The following is an 18,494-nucleotide window of genomic DNA, read 5'->3' as shown; positions in this document are numbered from 1 at the left end:
AAAATTAGTAGGTCGTTGTTTTTTGGAGTGCGAAATGTACATGGCTCAACCGGGCCACATTGATCATATCAAACAGATTAATGCTGGTCGTGTGTATAAACTTATAGACCAATTTGGGCCTATCTCCCGTATTGACCTATCCAAGCTCAGTGATTTGGCACCTGCCAGTATTACTAAGATCACGCGAGAGCTGATCGAGGCTCAACTCGTCCATGAAACCGTGGTTCAGGAAGCGACAAGTCGCGGTCGTCCTGCGGTGGGTTTGCAGACCAATAATCAAGGCTGGCAATTCCTTTCTATTCGATTGGGACGTGGCTATTTGGTGATTGCGCTGCACGAACTGGGTGGCGAGGTGATGATTGATAGTAAGATTGAAATTCACGAAGTGGATCAAGACGATTTTCTTGCTCGCCTGTTATTCGAAATCGAAGAATTCTTCTCCAGCTACAGTGAACAACTTGGTCGTGTAACCAGTATCGCGTTAACGCTGCCCGGTTTGGTCAATTCAGACCAAGGCATTGTTTTGCAAATGCCACATTACAATGTAGAAAACCTTGCCCTCGGTAAAGAGATCTTTAATGCAACCGGTCTACCCGTGTTTGTGGCGAACGATACTCGTGCTTGGGCATTGGCAGAGAATCTCTACGGTCACTCCCAGCACTGCGATAACTCGGTTCTCATCTCTATTCACCATGGTCTCGGTGCGGGCATTATCCTCGATGGCAGAGTGTTGTATGGTCGTCACGGCAATATTGGTGAGTTGGGGCATATTCAAGTCGATAAGCAGGGTAAGGAATGCCACTGTGGCAACCGAGGCTGCTTGGAAACAGTCGCCAGTTCACAAGCGATCCGCGATGAAGCGACCCAACGCTTAGCGGCGGGTGAAGCGTCGATTCTGGCTCAGTGTGAAGACATTACCGTTGAAGCCATATCCGAAGCCGCTGCACAAGGTGATGCTTTAGCGGTGAGTATTGTTGAAAAGCTTGCGGTTCACTTAGGTACCGCGGTTGCGATTGTGATTAATTTATTTAACCCTGAGAAAATATTGATCGGTGGTGTGATTAATCACGCAAAAGCGATTCTGTATCCGGCGATATGGCGTTGTATTGAAGAGCAGTGTGTGCCCGTCTACATCAAAGACTTACAGCTAGTAGAATCTCGTTTTTATAAGCAAGCAACTATGCCAGGCGCTGCGCTTGTTAAACAAGCACTCTATGATGGTCAGTTGTTGATGAAAGTGATCGACGGGTAATTTTTTGCTTAAGACGTTAAATTTTTATCGGTACTGGTCGATAGGATTAGTTAGAGTTTAGCCAGGATTCTTCAAGGGAAGTTTTATGTCAAGCGTATTAAGTTCTGTTGACCAACGCACACAGTTAGTTGGCGAGAATAGATTAGAGCTGTTGATGTTTAATTTAAACAGCCGACAGACTTTTGCCATCAACGTATTTAAAGTCAAAGAAGTGTTAAAGCTGCCGTCACTTACAGTATTGCCGGGTTCTCATCCCAGCATCACTGGTGTTGCGACTTTACGTGGTGTTTCTGTCCCTGTTATTGATTTACGCAAAGCGATCGGTTTTCCAGCGAGTGAAGAAAAAAACAGTGATAGCAATTTGATCATTACGGAATATAACCGTTCAGTGCAGGGCTTTTTGGTAGGTGAGGTCAAAAATATCGTCAATACGGCTTGGACTGAGATTCAGCCACCGCCAAAAACGGTAGGGCCAGCAAACTATCTCACCGCGATCACCAAGGTGACCGAGGACGATCAAGTTAGACTGGTTGAAATCATTGATGTGGAAAAAGTTTTGGCAGAAATCATCGATTATGATGTCACCATTTCTGATGAAGTGCTTGACCGTTCATTACTGCCTCACTTGGCGGGCAAAAAGATATTGATCGTCGATGATTCATCGACAGCTCGTAACCAAGTGAAAGCGACCCTAAGCCAACTAGGTGTTGAAATCATCGAGTGTTATGACGGTGCAATGGCGCTTAACTTGCTAAAGCAGTGGTGCGATGAGGGCATTGATCTTTACGGTCAATTACTGATGATGATCACCGATGCAGAGATGCCAGAAATGGATGGTTACAAGCTCACGCATGAGGTTCGTAATGATCCACGCATGAAAGATCTGTTTATCACACTGAACACCTCACTGAGTGGTAGTTTCAATGATGCCATGGTCGCCAAAGTGGGTTGTGATAAATTTATTTCTAAATTTCAGCCAGATAGATTGGTTGAAGTCGTGCAAGAGCGCATGTCTCAGCTGATTTAAATTGAATTGCCACCAAAGTGGTGGAACACTTGTGTCAATTTTGTGTTAATATCGTCCGGGTTACGATTTAATAAATATAATTTAAATAACAAAGTAAACAGTACACTGCTGACGAAAGGTTTTACATTACAATGATATGGTTATCTTGGAAGGTCGCATCGACCCTAGGATTTCTCATTTTCAGGGAGTGGAGAAAACGACGTATGGAAGCGGCAGAGAATCCGGATTTATAATCCACATTATAATACGATTGACAAAAAGGGAGCGTTGGCTCCCTTTTTTAACGTCTAATGAAACTCCCTTGAGGTTACTTTTAGCTCACTGAGCAGAGGTGTCATGTCAATTAACTGCCCAGCAATGACATGAGTGACGTTGCCTTCACGTTCTAGTATTCCCTTAACCTTGAGTACCTTAGCCGTGAGATAGGCTTGCTTTTGTGCGCGTGCTGTCGCTCGCCATACAACGACATTGATATTACCGCTGTCATCTTCAAGGGTAAAAAAAGTGACCCCTCCTGCCGTCCCCGGCGATTGTTTACCCGTGACAGTACCGACAACGGTGACTAAAGATTTATGTGGTTTGTCGACTAACTGCTTCATTCGGGTGAATTTGCCGAGCTTACCTGCACGGTCTAGCAAGGTGATGGGGTGTTGGTTTAGCGAGATATTAGTTGAGGTAAAATCCTCCAGCATATCTTCAATTTCAGAGGGACGATGATGAAAATCTTCCGCTTTAGCCACTTGTGACTGAAACAGGGGGAGTTCATCCAAATTATCCATCATTGCCCAGCGAGTCGCATAACGATTACCAGCAATCGCAGCCATCGCATTCGCAGAAGCCAATAGCTCTAAGTCACGGCGATTGAGACCGAGCTGCTTGATTTGGCTAATCGCGATATAACCCTTGCAGGGACGGTGAGCGACCAACTTATTCGCTGCCGACTCACTTAAGCCATTTATCTGTCGTAACCCAAGTTGTATAGCAAGTTGCCCATCAATCGGCGTCACTTGATGTTGGTACAACGACTGATTCACACAAACAGGACGAACCATAACGTTATGGCGCTTGGCATCTTGCAGTAGCTGAGAGGCGCTATAAAAGCCCATCGGTAAGCTGTTCAGCAATGAGGTATAAAACACCGCAGGGTAATAGTATTTTAGCCAAGCGCTGCAATAAGCTAGAACAGCAAATGAAGCGGAATGGCTTTCGGGAAACCCATATTCACCAAATCCGCAGATCTGCTCAAACAGTCGTTCTGCAAAGGCATTATCGTAACCTCTGTTCTGCATTCCATCGATCAGCTTGTGACGAAACTTAGCCAGATCGCCATTCTTTTTCCATGCCGCCATTGCCCGTCGTAGTTGATCGGCTTCACCGCCGCTAAACCCTGCCGCGACCATAGCCAGTTTTATGACCTGCTCTTGAAAGATCGGCACTCCCAAGGTGCGCGATAGGACTTCCCGAACTTCCTCAGACGGGTAGTCGATGCTCTCTTGTCCATTACGACGTTTTAAGAACGGATGCACCATATCTCCCTGAATAGGTCCCGGTCTGACAATAGCAATCTGAATCACTAGATCATAATAATTGGCGGGTTTAAGGCGGGGTAGCATGCTCATCTGCGCTCGAGATTCAATCTGGAAAACTCCGACAGTGTCGGCGTTTTGTATCATCTGATAAACACGGGCATCGTCTTGTCGTCGCGTGATATCGGCAATGGTGAGCGTCTGCCCATAGTGCTGTTTTATCAAGGTAAAACACTTACGAATAGCGCTTAACATGCCCAGTGCTAATACATCGACTTTCAGTAAGCCAAGGCTTTCTAGGTCATCTTTATCCCACTGAATTACTGTGCGCTCATGCATCGCAGCGTTTTCGACCGGAACCAGCTCGTATAAAGGGCCGGAAGAGATCACAAAGCCACCAACATGCTGCGAAAGATGACGTGGAAAGCCGAGGATATCATTCACTAACTCAATAAATTGTTGACCTTTCATGGATTCCGGTTTTAACCCCAATTCAATGATCTGCGCTTGCCAACCTTGAGCCCGATCGCGGCGGTTGATATTTTTAATAAAGTGATCCAGTTGTGTCTCATGAATACCGAGTGCTTTGCCGATATCGCGAACCGCACTTTTAAATCGGTAGGAGATCACCGTCGCTGCCAGTGCGGCACGCTCACGACCATATTTCTGATAAATATATTGGATGACTTCTTCTCGCCGCTCATGCTCGAAATCGACGTCAATATCGGGCGGTTCATCACGCTCCTTACTGATAAAGCGTTCAAACAGTACCGAAATTTGTCTAGGGTCGACGGCGGTGATTTCTAAGCAGTAGCAGACAATCGAATTGGCGGCAGAGCCTCTGCCTTGATAAAGGATCCCTTGCTGCTTGGCAAACATAACAATGTCGTGGATGGTCAAAAAGTAGAAAGGGTAGTTCATCTCTTCAATCAAAGAGAGTTCCTTACTGATGGTGTGCGAAATGGCATCCGGCACACCATCAGGAAAGCGCTGCTGTTTACCCTGTTCGACTAATGCTCGCAAATGCTGCATTGGTGTTGAGCCCGCAGGAATTAACTCACTTGGGTATTCGTAGCGCAACGAAGAAAGCTCAAATTGGCAACGCTTAGCGATCAATACACTCTGCTCAAGCCAAGCTTGGGGATAGAGCTTAGCGAGTTTGGTTTTGGGTCTTAAGCTGCGTTCGCTGTTGACCAATAACTGGCTGCGTACCTGATCAACTTGAGTATTGTGCTTAATTGCGGTCAAGGTGTGCTGCAAAGGGAGTCGTGTCGCAGTATGCATCAGCACACCGCCACACGCGGTGATTGGCAGATCCAGTTCGCGTGATAGCGTTTGGCAATGCTCGATATAGTGGTGTTCATTTGACAATAGATGCCGCTGAACACCCAACCAAACGCGCGGCTGGTGATGCCTTAGCAGCCAGTTTCCCCAATGATGATCACTTTGCTGACCTGTCGGCAGCCAGATCACGAGACAGTGACGCAGCGACATCACATCCCATTCAGATAATTGATACTCACCTTTGGCACAGCGGCGTCTTGCATTGGTGATGATGCGGCATAGCTCCGCATAAGCGGGACGGTTGGGGCAGAGTAAAACAAACTGGCACTCCGCATTAAGCCAAAACATGCTGCCAACAATCTGTTTAATCCCTAGCTGATGCTGTTTGATGGCGGTATGGGCTCTTACCACACCGGCAACTGAGCATTCATCGGTAATCGCCAGTGCGTGATATTGCAGAAACTCCGCTTGCAGCACCAACTCCTCAGCATGGGAAGCGCCTTGCAAAAAAGAGAAGTTACTTTGACAGAATAATTCCGCGTATTGGATGACGGCATTCATTGTAAGACACCTTTGTTGACCTAAACTTTCGAGTATTTCTTATGAGCATTCCTGATGAACATTGTGAGTCAGCGATCTGCACCCCAAATGCGATGGACAGCTCCGTTAGCTAAATTGACCGTGAACAAACCACTGTTTGTCATCAGTTCTAAAGATCCATAGCCACTGTCCTTGTGGAGAGCGCGCGATGTAATAGTCGCGTTTAATTGGGTGATCATCCCACCAACCACTGACAATACGCTCTGGTCCTAACACCAAATCGACGGGTTGCTGCAAAGGCATCGGCTGAGTGTAAAGTAAGCTAGGACGAAGCTTCTTATGTAAGTGATCACTTGCTTTCATGGGGTGAATCTTGTCTGGCGCGAGCGGTAAAGTGGCATACTCTGGTCGTGGGTCCTCGGTAAGCTGTAATGAGGTTACCGCTTGACTGCCCAGTTTTGCTTGCAGTTTAGAGATCAATTCCAGACCCGTTAGCGCACCCTTCTCACCACTAAACAGATCGTGTTCGTTGACAGTTAGCTGATCAGCGCGAACGATAGCCAGCGTCAAGCCATTAACAGGAGCCTCAAGTTTGATGCTCTCTAGCGTTAACTTGGAGAGTTCTTGCCACTGATTGGCGAGATAGTCTCCCTGTGCAGAATAGAAGTGGACGCTGGTGTCGGTATGATCCCTTTGATGCAGAGTCAGTAATAACTCAAACGCAACCTTATCGCGTAACTTTAAAAAGGTTTCTAGCTGAGCAAACAACCGAGCAAGCGGCTTTTGTAGCCAATCGATATTTTCTATATCAAACAGCAACTCAAGATATTGGCGAAACCGCTCTGGTGGGTGATAAAAATCGACAGGATGCTTAAATTGACCGATCAGCCTGCCGACATAGTTCACCAAATCGATATCAAATCGCTTAGCAATATCTGGCAGAGGAATCGCGAGTAGGTCTTCAATGGTCTGTAAACCAACACGCTGTAACTTTTCTACCTGTTTATTGGGCAATTCACTGCAACTTAATGGGTAGCGCTTCATCGCTTGTTTAAGTGCTATCGGATCATCTTCTATCCAGTTACGAGCCTGCTTTGCCATCATCATGGCGCAGAGAGGCGATAAGCCAGTGGAGTAATTGAAGTGTACCTTCATCGCTTGGAGGTGTTGTTGCATCGCTTGCCAATAACTCTCTACGCCCCCATAAAGTGACAGCATATTGGTCGCCTTGATTAATAAACCGTTAGAGGGACAGAGACAAATATCGGAAGTGATCACATAAAGCCATTGCGCTAGATCGGTAAGACGCGTCAACTCGCTTTGAGCATCATAAGGGTGGAGTTGTAGATCTTGGCATAACGCTGCCGCACTGCCCAACCCCATACCTAACTGCACGCCTTGTGCGACTGCGGTAGCGTTAGCTTGTACCACTTGGTGCTGACGACCGTCCACGATGGCGATAGCGCACTCTTTGTCATCATGAAAAACAGTATCTAACTGCAAGGTGGGAAAATGTAAATAAAGCCAAAGCGCCATCGCCAAAACCTAACCTTGTTGCAGCAGAGGAAAAGCCAACACATTGTTTGCTGGTGGTTTGTTCACAGAGGCTAATTCCGGCCAATATTGAGACATGTCGATGACAAAACTGGCACGAGGGAAGCCGCCTTTACGCTTGGTTATATTGACCTCGATGCCAGATGGATGTGGATGCAAAGTAAGACTGAGCGAGACCGGTAAAGAGAACACTTTTTGTGCCTGCTCTGCATTGGGTTTTAACAAAAACAGCGGGCAGTGACCGACATCACTCGCGACTTGTAAACGTTTAGCTTGATGTATCTCTATGTCGTTTTGCCACAAGCAGACAGTGCAACTCGCTCCACTCTTTAAAGATTGCTCCGCCGCCCAAAGCGCGTGCGCCTCTGAGGTTGGATAGACCAGCAATACTTGAGAGGGTGAAATTCCCTGAGCATACAAATACTCGGCGCAGACATAGCCGGGAGGATTGATCAAGACGCACAGTCTCTGCTTTGCCTGCTGAGCAATAAAAGGCGTTAATAACCTCAACTCACCAATCCCAGATAACGCTTGGATCTCAACCACGCCTGAGGTCGGAAACCCACCTTGGAGTTGCTGATCAAGCTCTGAAAATCCAGTCGTGTGATATTGGCTCGGAGCCTGATGACGGTTCCCTTTCCAAATCAGCTGCTTAGTTTGAAGATCGTTAATCAGTTCATGCATAATAAATCACCTGTATATACATACAGTATAAAATAATCAAGATTAGCTGCAAGCTTTGTTTGCTGACAAAGGGGGATCAGCAATGGGATTTGATTGAGAAACAAGCGGTTAATGTTGTAATAAATTTGCACCCCAAGAGTTGAATGATAAAAATCACTTTTACCTCCATGAGTAAATCCAGTAATCTCAGAGGGTTGGTGGCGTAATAAGAACAGGAGGCGTCGATGTTTGTTGAGGGTGAAAAGTATTCATTGATAGTGCAGGGCGGAGGTCAGAAAGGGGCGTTTGCTGCTGGTGTGCTGGATAAGTTTATTGAGGTCGGCTTTGACCCGTTTTCGCTGTATATCGGGACCTCGGCAGGTGCATTGAATGTTTCGTCTTTTGTGACTAAGCAGCAAGGGCTCGGTCTAGACTTTGTGATGAATTACACCACTCGCGAACGTTTTTTTGATGTCAGTAAGTTTATCAACAAACAGCAACCGATGGATCTCGACTGGGCGTTTGAGTTTGTGAATACCGGAGAGTTCCCGCTCGATATTGCGCGTGGTAAACATAACCTAGGGCAAGACAAAGTGGCGTTGGCGTGTATTACCGACGTCGAAGAGTTGAAAGACTACTATTATCCCATCTTTTCAGACAATTGGTTTGATGTTCTTAAGGCAACTTGTGCCATTCCTATGCTTTATTATCATGACATTGAGTTTGATGGAAAAAAGTGGATCGATGGAGGCGTGTCAGCCAGTATTCCAGTTGAAGAGTCCTATCGACGTGGTTTCCACAATATGGTGGTGATCAGCACGATCCCTGAGGGTAAGGTAAATAAGCCAACGTTAATGCGTGATTCACTCGATAAGTGGAAAAGCGAGTTAGACCAAGGTCTAGAGACCTATATTCAGCAACTTAAAGCATCAGGCACTTCTGAAAAGCTGAGAGAGTTTCAAAAACATTTTTCACAGAAGCTGCTGGAACTTAAAGCGGATTATGCCCGCCTAACGGGTCCCCATCTTGAGATGTATCGAGAGCAATATAACAAGCGAGATAAACTCAAGTTACCTGAATGGTTACACAGCAATGAAAAACTACAGCAATTGATGGAAATGCAAAACAGCCGCAGTGAGAATAAACGCAGTGAGACCAGTCACTTAGATATGCTGGTTTCTCATTATGCCAACCACTCGCAAATCGAGCAGTTTTTAGCCTCGCCACCCGAAGAGGTGAACCTATGGCATATCCAACCGGAACATGAGCTCGCCTCTAAAGGCTTACTGAGCCATAAAGATCAAATCTTAGAAGACTATGAACATGGAACCGCCATGGCGGCCAAGTTTTTGCAAAAAGTCTTGTAGAAAAATGCCCTCATTAGGAGGGCATTGGTTGTTGGCTCTCGATCATTCAAAGCGTTATTTAGGTTGAGCGTCGATGCATTGACCATTGATGCTAGTCACGCTTGGGTCCATCAAGTGAAGATACAGGGGAATAATATCCTTTGGCGTTTTTAGTGTGTTGGCGTCTTCACCTGGAAAAGCTTTTTCACGCATACGTGTCCGTGTGCCGCCTGGGTTGATGGCATTCACACGTATCGTAGTATCACTGAGTTCGTCGGCAAGGATCTGCATCATACCTTCAACCGCAAACTTAGAAATAGAATAGGTGCCCCAAAACGCCCGACCGCTATGACCCACCGTCGAAGAGGTGAAAATGATGCGTGCTGCGGGTGCTTTGCGCAAAACGGGTAGCAGCGCTTGAGTCATTAAAAACTCCGATTTGACGTTGATCTGCATGACGTCGTCAAAGGTTTCTTCATCAATCTGCTCGAATGGGCTAAGCGTTCCTAATACACCCGCATTGTGTAATACACCGTCAAGACGACCAAATTGGCTTTCAATGGTCTCAGCCATGTCGAGATAGTTCTGCTTCGTCGCCCCTTTAAGATCAAGCGGAATAATAGCCGGTTGAGGATGACCTGCTCGCTCGATTTCGTCGTAGACAAGTTCAAGGTTGTTCACATTACGTCCAAGTAGGATTACGGTAGCACCATGCTCAGCGTAACTCAGTGCAGCTTGGCGACCAATGCCAGCGCCAGCACCGGTAACGAGAATAACTTTATCTTTAAGCGCCTGCGAAGCGGTTGAATAATCCACAGAAAAGTTCCTTATTATTGAATAATTCTTGGTAATCGTGACAGGTTGGTTACAATACACCAAGTAAAAACAATAGGGGATGTTACATTGGAATTTTTATTAGAATATGGTCTGTTTTTAGCGAAGATCGTGACTGTGGTCGTCGCGATTACGGCCATTTTGATTTTAGCGAAATCCGCAGGGAATCGAAGCAACGCACCAAAAGGTGAGCTCACAGTGACTAACCTTACCGAGCAGCGTAAAAATACGGTTGAGCAGTTAGAATCGCATCTGCACGATAACGCGTTTTTAAAAGCGCGCCACAAGTCGGAAAAGAAAGCTGAGAAAGAAAAAAATAAAGCCCGCGATAAAGCTCTAAAGCAAGCGGCGAAAGAAGGCAAGTTGGACGCTCAACGTGATCCCCACCTTTTTGTACTGGACTTCAAAGGCAGTATTGATGCTAAAGAAGTCAGTTCTCTTAGAGAAGAAGTGAGCGCTATTCTGGCGGTGGCTAAAGAGGGCGATGAAGTCTTGGTTCGCCTTGAGTCTGGCGGCGGTATGGTACACGCCTATGGCTTAGCTTCATCTCAGCTTGATCGCATTAAAGCGGCTCAACTTCCATTGACGATTGCCGTTGATAAAGTCGCGGCAAGTGGCGGTTATATGATGGCGTGTATCGCTGATAAAATTGTTTCTGCTCCTTTTGCCGTTGTAGGTTCGATTGGTGTGATTGCCCAGTTACCTAACTTCAATAAGTTGTTGAAGAAGAATGATATTGAATTTGAGCAGCTGACGGCGGGTGAGTACAAACGCACCTTGACGATGTTCGGTGAAAATACCGATAAAGCACGCGAGAAGTTTAAGCAGGAGCTAGAAGAAACTCACGGTCTGTTTAAGGACTTTATCCGCCAACATCGCCCTGAACTGGATCTTGACACGGTCGCGACCGGTGAACACTGGTTTGGTACGCAAGCCAAAGCACTGGGTCTTGTGGATGACATTATCACCTCTGACGATATTGTTGCCGAGGCGTGTAAAGACAAGACCGTTCTCGCGCTGCACTATGCCCCTAAAAAGAAACTGGCTGATAAGCTATCTGGCGTAGCTGGTGATGCGGCGGATAATGTGTTGCTTAAACTGATCAGCCGTGGTCAGAAGCCGATTGTTTAGGTTCGCTTAATCTACAAATAAGTGGTTAGGGCGGGGATAAGTCTCGCCCTTCTTCAAGCGAGTGCCCACCGTGAGTAGACCCCTTCCTTCGAAGGGGTGACGTGGTTTTAGGTGAAGTGGTTTTAGGCGACGTAGTCTTGGGCTTCATGGTTTTGGGTGCCATGGCTTTGGGCGTCATTCCTCCCCCCTCACCGCATACGCCATCCCTCACCGCATACGTCATTCCTCACCGCATACTTCATCCCTCACCACATACTTCATCCCTTACCGCATACGTCATTCCTTCGAAGGAAGGAATCTTCTTAAAGCGAGTACCCACAGTAAGTAGCCACTCCCTTCAAAGGGGGGACGGGGCTTTGGGCGATGTGGTTTCTAGCATCAGCCTAGGGTGGTCGAAGCATTCAACAAGCATAAAAAATGCCCTCAATTTGAGGGCATTCTAACGACCGAGTTAATTGGGGAATTAATTACTGCTTAAGGTCTAGTTGATAGAAGCTAACTTGAGCGTAGTCGCCTGCTTCCATACCACGCCATTCACATGCAGAGCTAGATTTCTTCGTGTTACATTGGTTGTATGCACCAGCTTTGTAGTACATCCAAGTGTTACCGTAACCTAGGTCAGCACTATTACCTTGGTAGTTACCCGCAGTTAGGTCGATATCGAATGTCTTAACCACTTTAGCAGAAGAACTTGGGTTCTTAGTAAAGGTTAGGTGCATGATATCGCCTTCAACGTTCACGTCATAAGCGAAGATTTCACCCAGCTTGATACCGTCAGTAGGTGCCGCTGCATCGTGGCGTAGACCTTTAGTACCAAATACGTTGTGGTAGATATCTTTACGAAGTTTCTTACCATTTTCGTCACGTGCGTTGTGGTTCTCTTTGCTTACGTTAAGCTCATAGCTCCAGTAAAGTGAACCTGTTTCGTGACCTGGTAGTTTGCGGTAGAAGATTTTTAGAGGCTCGTTCTTAGCTGCGTGGATCTGACCCACAACGACTGAGAATGCGCCTGACTTCTTATCGTTACCACTTTCACTCACATGGTCAACAGCAAGTGTTGCTGACATTTGACCACCGATAGCGCCATAAGATTTTGCATCAGGGTGTGAAGCAACGACGAAGTTGTTTGCTGGCTCACCGTAATCAACCGCTAGCATGGCACGTAGTTCACTACGAGCATTTTTTGAGTTAGGTGTGGTTGGTGCTGTGTTTGGTGCTACGAAAACCATCGCACCCGTTTCTTTGTTGGTGTAGAACCACTCTGGATCAGAGAACGGCTTCTTAGTGTCGCCTAGCTCTTGTTTAGGGATTTCAACAGTTTTACCTTTACGAGCACCTTGAGTCTCTAGCGTTGGAAGGTTGATTTTCCACTTAGTGAGGTCAAAGTTTTGGCTAGGCGCTTTCGTCGCGTCAAGGTTAAATTGTTTTGCTGTTTCCGCTGGCGTTGCAGCCATTGCTGAACCTGCAATGATACTAGCAGTAAGAAGTGTAAGTTGAAGCTTCTTCATGATAATTCCCTACATTAATAAAAGTAATTATGTGTTTTTATTTGTCAGGAATATTACAGTAATATTGTACGACAATAATGTGACCTAATCGAAAAAACTACCCCATTAGATTTGCGCTATCTCGCATTTATTCGAGAAAACCATCCCTTTTCCCACCCATATCACCATTCAAAGCGATTAGCATCTTGCGGCTATTAGAGGTATACTTCTGCGCCGTAAAATTAAGAACAAATTGAGTGAATATATAAAGACGACATCTTTATGTAGCATCATTCAAACATAATCAACGTGGAGTAAAACATGTCCTCAAGCATTCCTGTTATTACAGTGGACGGACCAAGCGGCGCAGGTAAAGGCACTTTGTGCATGCTGCTGGCTGAAAAGTTGGGATATCACTTACTTGACTCGGGTGCGATCTACCGCGTGTTGGCGCTGGCAGCTCTGCATCATGGTGTTGACCTTGAATCAGAAGATGCATTAGTGCCACTTGCGATGCATTTGGATGTACAGTTTGTTGCTGAAGGTGACCTAGTTAAGGTTATCTTGGAAGGGGAAGATGTTTCTGGCGAACTTCGTAAAGAAGTTACTGGCAACGCGGCGTCAAAAATTGCCGCTTTACCTCGTGTAAGAGAGGCGCTACTACGTCGTCAGCGCGCCTTTAATATTATGCCGGGTCTGGTTGCGGATGGTCGTGATATGGGGACGATAGTTTTCCCTGAAGCACCAGTGAAAATCTTTTTAGATGCGAGCGCTGAGGAACGAGCGCAAAGACGCTTTAAGCAGTTGCAACTAAAGGGTATTGATGTTAAATTTGGCGACCTTTTGAGCGAGATCGAAGAACGAGACCACCGAGATCGTAACCGTGCGGTTGCACCTCTTCGTCCGGCAGATGACGCTCTAGTGCTAGATTCAACCTCGTTAAATATCGAGCAAGTGTTGGAAAAAGCGCTACAATATACCGAATCTAAACTCACGAAGTAGCTTCTATTTTATAAGGCACTCGTATTACAAGGTACTCGTATCTTGTATGCAGACACTTGGTGAGCTTTGAGCCGTTGGTCGCAAGGATGATGACCGACTTTATTATCAACCCCATGCGGTAGGATGCCCATGGACGTTTACTTAATTGAAGATTAAATAATGACTGAATCTTTTGCTCAACTCTTTGAAGAGTTTCTAAATGAAACTGAATTCCAACAAGGTAGTATCGTTAAAGGTACTGTAGTAGCTATCGAGAACGGCTTCGTTCTTGTTGATGCTGGCCTTAAGTCTGAGTCTGCTATCCCTGCTGAACAATTCAAGAACGCTGCTGGCGAACTTGAAGTTGAAGTTGGTGCTGAAGTAGACGTAGCTCTAGACGCTGTTGAAGATGGTTTCGGTGAAACTCAACTTTCTCGTGAGAAAGCGAAGCGTCACGAAGCTTGGATCGTTCTTGAGAAAGCTTACGAAGAAGCTGAAACTGTTGTTGGTATCATCAACGGTAAAGTTAAAGGCGGTTTCACTGTTGAACTAAACGGTATCCGTGCTTTCCTTCCTGGTTCTCTTGTTGACGTGCGTCCAATCCGCGACACTGCTCACCTAGAAAACAAAGAGCTAGAGTTCAAAGTTATCAAGCTAGACCAGAAGCGTAACAACGTTGTTGTTTCTCGTCGTGCTGTTATCGAATCTGAAAACAGCGTTGAGCGTGACGAACTTCTTGAAACTCTACAAGAAGGTACTGAAGTTAAAGGTATCGTTAAGAACCTTACTGACTACGGTGCATTCGTTGACCTTGGCGGTGTTGACGGTCTTCTACACATCACTGATATGGCGTGGAAGCGTGTTAAGCACCCATCTGAGATCGTTAACGTTGGTGACGAGATCCTAGTTAAAGTTCTTAAGTTCGACCGTGAGCGTACTCGCGTATCACTAGGTCTTAAGCAGCTAGGTGAAGATCCATGGGTAGCTATCGCTAAGCGTTACCCAGAAGGTCACAAGCTAACTGGTCGCGTAACTAACCTAACTGACTACGGCTGTTTCGTTGAAATCGAAGAAGGCGTTGAAGGTCTAGTACACGTTTCTGAAATGGATTGGACTAACAAGAACATCCACCCATCTAAAGTTGTTAATGTTGGCGACGAAGTTGAGGTTATGGTTCTTGATATCGACGAAGAACGTCGTCGTATCTCTCTAGGTCTGAAACAGTGTAAAGCTAACCCATGGCAGTCATTCGCTGAAATGCAAGCTAAGGGCGACAAAGTTACTGGTAAGATCAAGTCTATCACTGACTTTGGTATCTTCATCGGTCTAGAAGGCGGCATCGACGGTCTAGTTCACCTATCTGATATCTCTTGGAACGTTGCTGGTGAAGAAGCGGTTCGTGAGTACAAGAAAGGCGACGAGATCTCTGCAGTTGTTCTAGCAGTAGATGCAGAGCGTGAGCGTATTTCTCTAGGCGTTAAGCAAATGGAAAATGACCCATTCAATGCTTACGTTGCAGACACGAAGAAAGGCACTCTAGTAAACGGTACAGTAACTGCAGTTGACGCTAAAGGTGCTACTATCGAACTAGAAGAAGGTGTAGAAGGTTACATCCGCGCTTCTGAAGTATCACGTGACCGTATCGAAGATGCGTCTCTAATCCTAAGCGTTGGCGACAGCGTTGAAGCGAAGTTCACCGGTGTTGACCGTAAGAACCGCGTAATCAACCTATCTGTTAAAGCTAAAGATGAAGCTGAAGAGCAAGAAGCAATGGCTTCACTGAACAAGCAAGAAGAAGGCGCGTTCGGTAATGCTATGGCTGATGCATTTAAAGCTGCTAAAGGCGAATAATTTAGTACGCTAAGAAAAAAGGAGCCGCAAGGCTCCTTTTTTTTGTTTCTATCTTTTCAATTTTTAGACTATTATCAATTTATACAGGCAGTTAGTGAACTGCTGTGCCATAATGAGAACACAGCCAATATAAACGAATACAAAAGTGTAACGAGGGTACCTACCTATGACTAAGTCTGAATTAATTGAACGCCTCTGTGCTGAACAAACTCATCTGTCGGCGAAAGAAATCGAAGATGCAGTAAAAGATATTTTGGAGCATATGGCCTCGACTTTAGAAAGCGGTGATCGCATCGAGATCCGTGGCTTTGGCAGTTTCTCACTTCATTATCGTGAACCAAGAGTGGGTAGAAATCCGAAAACTGGCGATAAAGTTGAGCTTGAAGGCAAGTACGTGCCACATTTCAAACCAGGTAAAGAGTTGCGCGAACGCGTGAACGAAAGTTTGTAGTCGGCATTTCTAATGAGAGACGGTACACTAGGCGGTGTGCCGTCTTTTTCTTTATTGGCTAAGCTCTTTAGTGAGTAAGTTATTAATTGATCAGGCACTTAATTGACCAAGCTAATTAAAATGCGGAATTGTTGGAATCATACGCGCTTATTAGGTACGAATCTTGAGGCTAAGCATGGTGTCTCAGCCTTAATTACTGCATAATCTTAGCGATTAAATGACAAGGATTACCCTATGAAGATTATAAAAATAATTTTGTTGTTGGTGCTTTTCTTGGTGACCTTAGCGCTAGGTTCTCAGAACCAAGAGGTTGTAAACTTCAACTATCTGATCGCACAAGGTGATTTCCATCTTTCGACGTTATTGGGCGTTGTGTTTATTACCGGCTTCGTTGTTTCTTGGGCTATTTTTGGCACACTCTATGTTCGCTCTCAACTCACGGTTAAAAAGTTGAAACGACAAATCCGCAAGTCGGGCAATGTCGCAGAGGCAAAACCTAAAAAGGTCAGCAAGGACAGCAGCACGAAAGAGGTCGCTCAGGTAACGGCGGACAACTAGATTGAAAACTATCGTTAAGGTCGATTCACTCAATGCTTGAGCTCTTATTTCTCTTACTTCCAATTGCGGCCGCCTATGGTTGGTATATGGGCCAACGCAGCGTCAAGCATGATAGGCAAGAGCAATCCCATCAGATATCCAGACAATATATGACAGGTCTTAACCTGCTGCTGTCTGATCAATCAGATAAAGCCGTCGATCACTTTATCGAACTGCTGCAAGTCGATGATGAGACCATCGATACCCACCTCGCTCTTGGAAACCTGTTTCGTTCACGCGGTGAGGTTGATAGAGCCATTCGCATCCACCAAAATCTGATTTCCCGTTCGGGCTTAACCATAGAACAAAAGAATATTGCTTTGCAGCAACTTGCTAAAGACTACATGGTTTCTGGCTTTCTGGATCGAGCGGAAAAGATATTCGTTCAACTGGTTGATGAACCTGCGCATCGTGAGCAGGCGCTGACTCAACTCGTCACCATCTATCAGCAGACCCGTGAATGGCACAAAGCGATTGACTATGCGACTCGCCTGCAAAAGTTAGGTAAAAAGAGAATCAAAAATAACATTGCTCACTTTTGGTGTGAGCTTGCGATGATTGAGCAGTCTGACAACAATATTAATAAAGCCATTCAATACTATAAAAAAGCGCAGAGTGTCGAGATAAAATGTGCCAGAGCCAGTATTGCTCTGGGGCGTCTTTATCTTGAGCAAGGCGACTATGCAAAAACGATTGATCACCTTGAATCCGTGCTCGAACAAGATAAAGATATGGTGAGTGAAGTGCTGCCAACGCTGGCGGAATGCTATCATCATATCGGTCAAGAACAGGGTTTGGTTGAGTTTTTAAGAGCCAGTATCGATAAAGGGGCGGGGGTTTCTGCCGAGTTGATGCTGGCACAATTAGTTGCTCAGCATGAAGGGACGGGTTCTGCGCAGGAACTATTGACTCGTCAGTTGGTACGCAGTCCGACCATGAAAGGCTTCTATCGCCTTATGGACTACCATCTTGCCAACGCAGAAGAGGGGCGAGCGAAAGAGAGTTTGACCACCTTGCAGAAGTTGGTGGGCGAGCAACTGAAGACCAAACCGCATTACCGCTGTCGAAAGTGTGGTTTTTCAACCCATTCTCTTTATTGGCATTGCCCTTCCTGTAAAGGATGGGGTACGATCAAGCCGATCCGAGGGCTTGATGGCGAATAGCCAAAATAAATCGGATGATCAAGACATATCGGATGATCAAGACTATAGATGCAGCACTTTGAGTGCTGCATTTTTTAAGCAAAAAATAGGAGCGAAAATGATTGACCAAAAAGTGATTGTTGCACTGGATTACGATAACCAAGCCGATGCATTAGCTTTTGTCGATAAAATTGACCCAAGCGCTTGCCGTTTAAAAGTGGGCAAGGAGATGTTTACACTATTTGGTCCCGAGTTCGTTCGTGAACTGCATAAACGTGGTTTTTCTGTCTTCCTAGACTTAAAATTCCACGATATTCCCAATACTTGCTCAAAAGCGGTTCGTGCAGCAGCAGAGCTAGGCGTGTGGATGGTGAATGTTCATGCTTCTGGCGGTGAAAAAATGATGGCTGCCTCTCGTGAGATCCTTGAGCCCTATGGTAAAGATCGCCCGCTGCTTATCGGTGTTACGGTACTAACCAGTATGGAACAGTCTGATCTGCTCGGCATTGGCATTGATAAACAACCTCAAGAGCAAGTTCTGCGTTTGGCTAAACTGACTCAAACAGCGGGTCTTGATGGTGTGGTGTGCTCTGCTCAAGAGTCTTCAATGCTCAAGAGTGAGTTGGGTCAAGCGTTTAAACTAGTGACGCCGGGTATTCGCCCAGCAGGTGCTGCGGTTGGCGATCAAAAGCGTATTATGACACCGGATCTGGCGATTAAATCTGGCTCAGACTATCTGGTGATCGGTCGTCCAATCACTCAGGCACAAAATCCTGCTCAAGTGCTTGCCGATATCAATGCCTCTTTGGTGTAAGTCACCGAGTTCAA

General features: G+C 45.9%; 15 protein-coding genes. 10 read left to right on the top strand and 5 right to left on the bottom strand.

Annotated features, from left to right (window positions below):
* Nucleotides 1–34: 34 nt before the first annotated feature.
* Both mlc and L9Q39_RS09195 read left to right on the top strand, forming a co-directional pair.
* Nucleotides 35–1,252, top strand: coding sequence for a sugar metabolism global transcriptional regulator Mlc (gene mlc, locus L9Q39_RS09200; RefSeq protein ID WP_237484789.1), 1,218 nt, complete (start codon nt 35–37; stop codon nt 1,250–1,252).
* A gap of 85 nt (nt 1,253–1,337) precedes the next feature.
* Complete coding sequence (locus tag L9Q39_RS09195; RefSeq protein WP_237484788.1) at nt 1,338–2,279, top strand: chemotaxis protein CheV; 942 nt, start codon at nt 1,338–1,340, stop codon at nt 2,277–2,279.
* A 287-nt stretch (nt 2,280–2,566) separates the two neighbouring features.
* Here L9Q39_RS09195 and L9Q39_RS09190 read toward each other — a convergent pair whose 3' ends face one another.
* The 3 genes from L9Q39_RS09190 to imuA form a co-directional block, all read right to left on the bottom strand.
* Nucleotides 2,567–5,638, bottom strand: coding sequence for an error-prone DNA polymerase (locus L9Q39_RS09190; RefSeq protein ID WP_237485544.1), 3,072 nt, complete (start codon nt 5,636–5,638; stop codon nt 2,567–2,569).
* Between the two features lie 117 nt (nt 5,639–5,755).
* Nucleotides 5,756–7,165 (bottom strand): Y-family DNA polymerase, encoded by a 1,410-nt coding sequence (locus L9Q39_RS09185; RefSeq protein ID WP_237484787.1) that lies wholly within the window; start codon nt 7,163–7,165, stop codon nt 5,756–5,758.
* 9 nt (nt 7,166–7,174) lie between these two features.
* Nucleotides 7,175–7,867 carry a translesion DNA synthesis-associated protein ImuA gene (imuA, locus tag L9Q39_RS09180; RefSeq protein WP_237484786.1) on the bottom strand — a complete coding sequence of 231 codons (693 nt, stop codon included), beginning with the start codon at nt 7,865–7,867 and terminating at the stop codon, nt 7,175–7,177.
* 224 nt (nt 7,868–8,091) lie between these two features.
* Here imuA and L9Q39_RS09175 point away from each other — a divergent pair, with 224 nt between their 5' ends.
* Nucleotides 8,092–9,213, top strand: coding sequence for a patatin-like phospholipase family protein (locus tag L9Q39_RS09175; protein WP_237484785.1), 1,122 nt, complete (start codon nt 8,092–8,094; stop codon nt 9,211–9,213).
* A 54-nt stretch (nt 9,214–9,267) separates the two neighbouring features.
* Here the strand turns inward: L9Q39_RS09175 and L9Q39_RS09170 are convergent, their stop codons facing one another.
* A complete protein-coding gene (locus tag L9Q39_RS09170; RefSeq protein WP_237484784.1) occupies nt 9,268–10,008 on the bottom strand; it encodes a YciK family oxidoreductase in 741 nt (246 codons plus the stop codon).
* A gap of 87 nt (nt 10,009–10,095) precedes the next feature.
* Between L9Q39_RS09170 and sohB the strand changes: the two genes are divergently transcribed.
* Entirely contained in the window at nt 10,096–11,157 is a 1,062-nt protein-coding gene (gene sohB / locus L9Q39_RS09165) for a protease SohB (RefSeq protein ID WP_237484783.1), read from the top strand.
* Nucleotides 11,158–11,624: 467 nt separating this feature from the next.
* Here sohB and L9Q39_RS09160 read toward each other — a convergent pair whose 3' ends face one another.
* Nucleotides 11,625–12,665 (bottom strand): polysaccharide lyase family 7 protein, encoded by a 1,041-nt coding sequence (locus L9Q39_RS09160; RefSeq protein WP_237484782.1) that lies wholly within the window; start codon nt 12,663–12,665, stop codon nt 11,625–11,627.
* A gap of 300 nt (nt 12,666–12,965) precedes the next feature.
* Here L9Q39_RS09160 and cmk point away from each other — a divergent pair, with 300 nt between their 5' ends.
* From cmk to pyrF, 6 genes are all read left to right on the top strand, one after another.
* Nucleotides 12,966–13,646, top strand: coding sequence for a (d)CMP kinase (gene cmk, locus L9Q39_RS09155; protein ID WP_237484781.1), 681 nt, complete (start codon nt 12,966–12,968; stop codon nt 13,644–13,646).
* A gap of 159 nt (nt 13,647–13,805) precedes the next feature.
* Nucleotides 13,806–15,476: a 30S ribosomal protein S1 gene (rpsA, locus tag L9Q39_RS09150; RefSeq protein ID WP_237484780.1), complete on the top strand. Its 1,671-nt coding sequence runs from the start codon at nt 13,806–13,808 to the stop codon at nt 15,474–15,476.
* 166 nt (nt 15,477–15,642) lie between these two features.
* Nucleotides 15,643–15,927 carry an integration host factor subunit beta gene (gene ihfB / locus L9Q39_RS09145; RefSeq protein ID WP_237484779.1) on the top strand — a complete coding sequence of 95 codons (285 nt, stop codon included), beginning with the start codon at nt 15,643–15,645 and terminating at the stop codon, nt 15,925–15,927.
* Nucleotides 15,928–16,161: 234 nt separating this feature from the next.
* Nucleotides 16,162–16,485 carry a LapA family protein gene (locus L9Q39_RS09140; RefSeq protein ID WP_237484778.1) on the top strand — a complete coding sequence of 108 codons (324 nt, stop codon included), beginning with the start codon at nt 16,162–16,164 and terminating at the stop codon, nt 16,483–16,485.
* Between the two features lie 32 nt (nt 16,486–16,517).
* Nucleotides 16,518–17,687, top strand: a complete 1,170-nt coding sequence (gene lapB / locus L9Q39_RS09135) for a lipopolysaccharide assembly protein LapB (protein WP_237484777.1) — start codon at nt 16,518–16,520, stop codon at nt 17,685–17,687.
* A 97-nt stretch (nt 17,688–17,784) separates the two neighbouring features.
* On the top strand, nt 17,785–18,480 hold the full coding sequence (gene pyrF, locus L9Q39_RS09130; RefSeq protein WP_237484776.1) for an orotidine-5'-phosphate decarboxylase: 696 nt from the start codon (nt 17,785–17,787) through the stop codon (nt 18,478–18,480).
* The last annotated feature ends 14 nt before the right edge of the window (nt 18,481–18,494 follow it).

The sequence above is a fragment of the Vibrio hippocampi genome (assembly GCF_921292975.1).
In the GTDB taxonomy this organism is placed as follows: Bacteria; Pseudomonadota; Gammaproteobacteria; order Enterobacterales; family Vibrionaceae; genus Vibrio; species Vibrio hippocampi.
The sequence above is the reverse complement of the archived record's forward strand: the minus strand, read 5'-3'. Positions and strand labels throughout refer to the sequence as shown.

Bases quoted from the DNA above. Each gene is read 5' to 3' on its own strand.
- mlc (WP_237484789.1), top strand. From the start codon at position 35: ATGTACATGGCTCAACCGGGCCACATTGATCATATCAAACAGATTAAT.
- L9Q39_RS09195 (WP_237484788.1), top strand. From the start codon at position 1,338: ATGTCAAGCGTATTAAGTTCTGTTGACCAACGCACACAGTTAGTTGGC.
- L9Q39_RS09185 (WP_237484787.1), bottom strand. From the start codon at position 7,165: ATGGCGCTTTGGCTTTATTTACATTTTCCCACCTTGCAGTTAGATACT.
- imuA (WP_237484786.1), bottom strand. From the start codon at position 7,867: ATGCATGAACTGATTAACGATCTTCAAACTAAGCAGCTGATTTGGAAA.
- L9Q39_RS09175 (WP_237484785.1), top strand. From the start codon at position 8,092: ATGTTTGTTGAGGGTGAAAAGTATTCATTGATAGTGCAGGGCGGAGGT.
- L9Q39_RS09160 (WP_237484782.1), bottom strand. From the start codon at position 12,665: ATGAAGAAGCTTCAACTTACACTTCTTACTGCTAGTATCATTGCAGGT.
- cmk (WP_237484781.1), top strand. From the start codon at position 12,966: ATGTCCTCAAGCATTCCTGTTATTACAGTGGACGGACCAAGCGGCGCA.
- rpsA (WP_237484780.1), top strand. From the start codon at position 13,806: ATGACTGAATCTTTTGCTCAACTCTTTGAAGAGTTTCTAAATGAAACT.
- ihfB (WP_237484779.1), top strand. From the start codon at position 15,643: ATGACTAAGTCTGAATTAATTGAACGCCTCTGTGCTGAACAAACTCAT.
- L9Q39_RS09140 (WP_237484778.1), top strand. From the start codon at position 16,162: ATGAAGATTATAAAAATAATTTTGTTGTTGGTGCTTTTCTTGGTGACC.
- lapB (WP_237484777.1), top strand. From the start codon at position 16,518: ATGCTTGAGCTCTTATTTCTCTTACTTCCAATTGCGGCCGCCTATGGT.
- pyrF (WP_237484776.1), top strand. From the start codon at position 17,785: ATGATTGACCAAAAAGTGATTGTTGCACTGGATTACGATAACCAAGCC.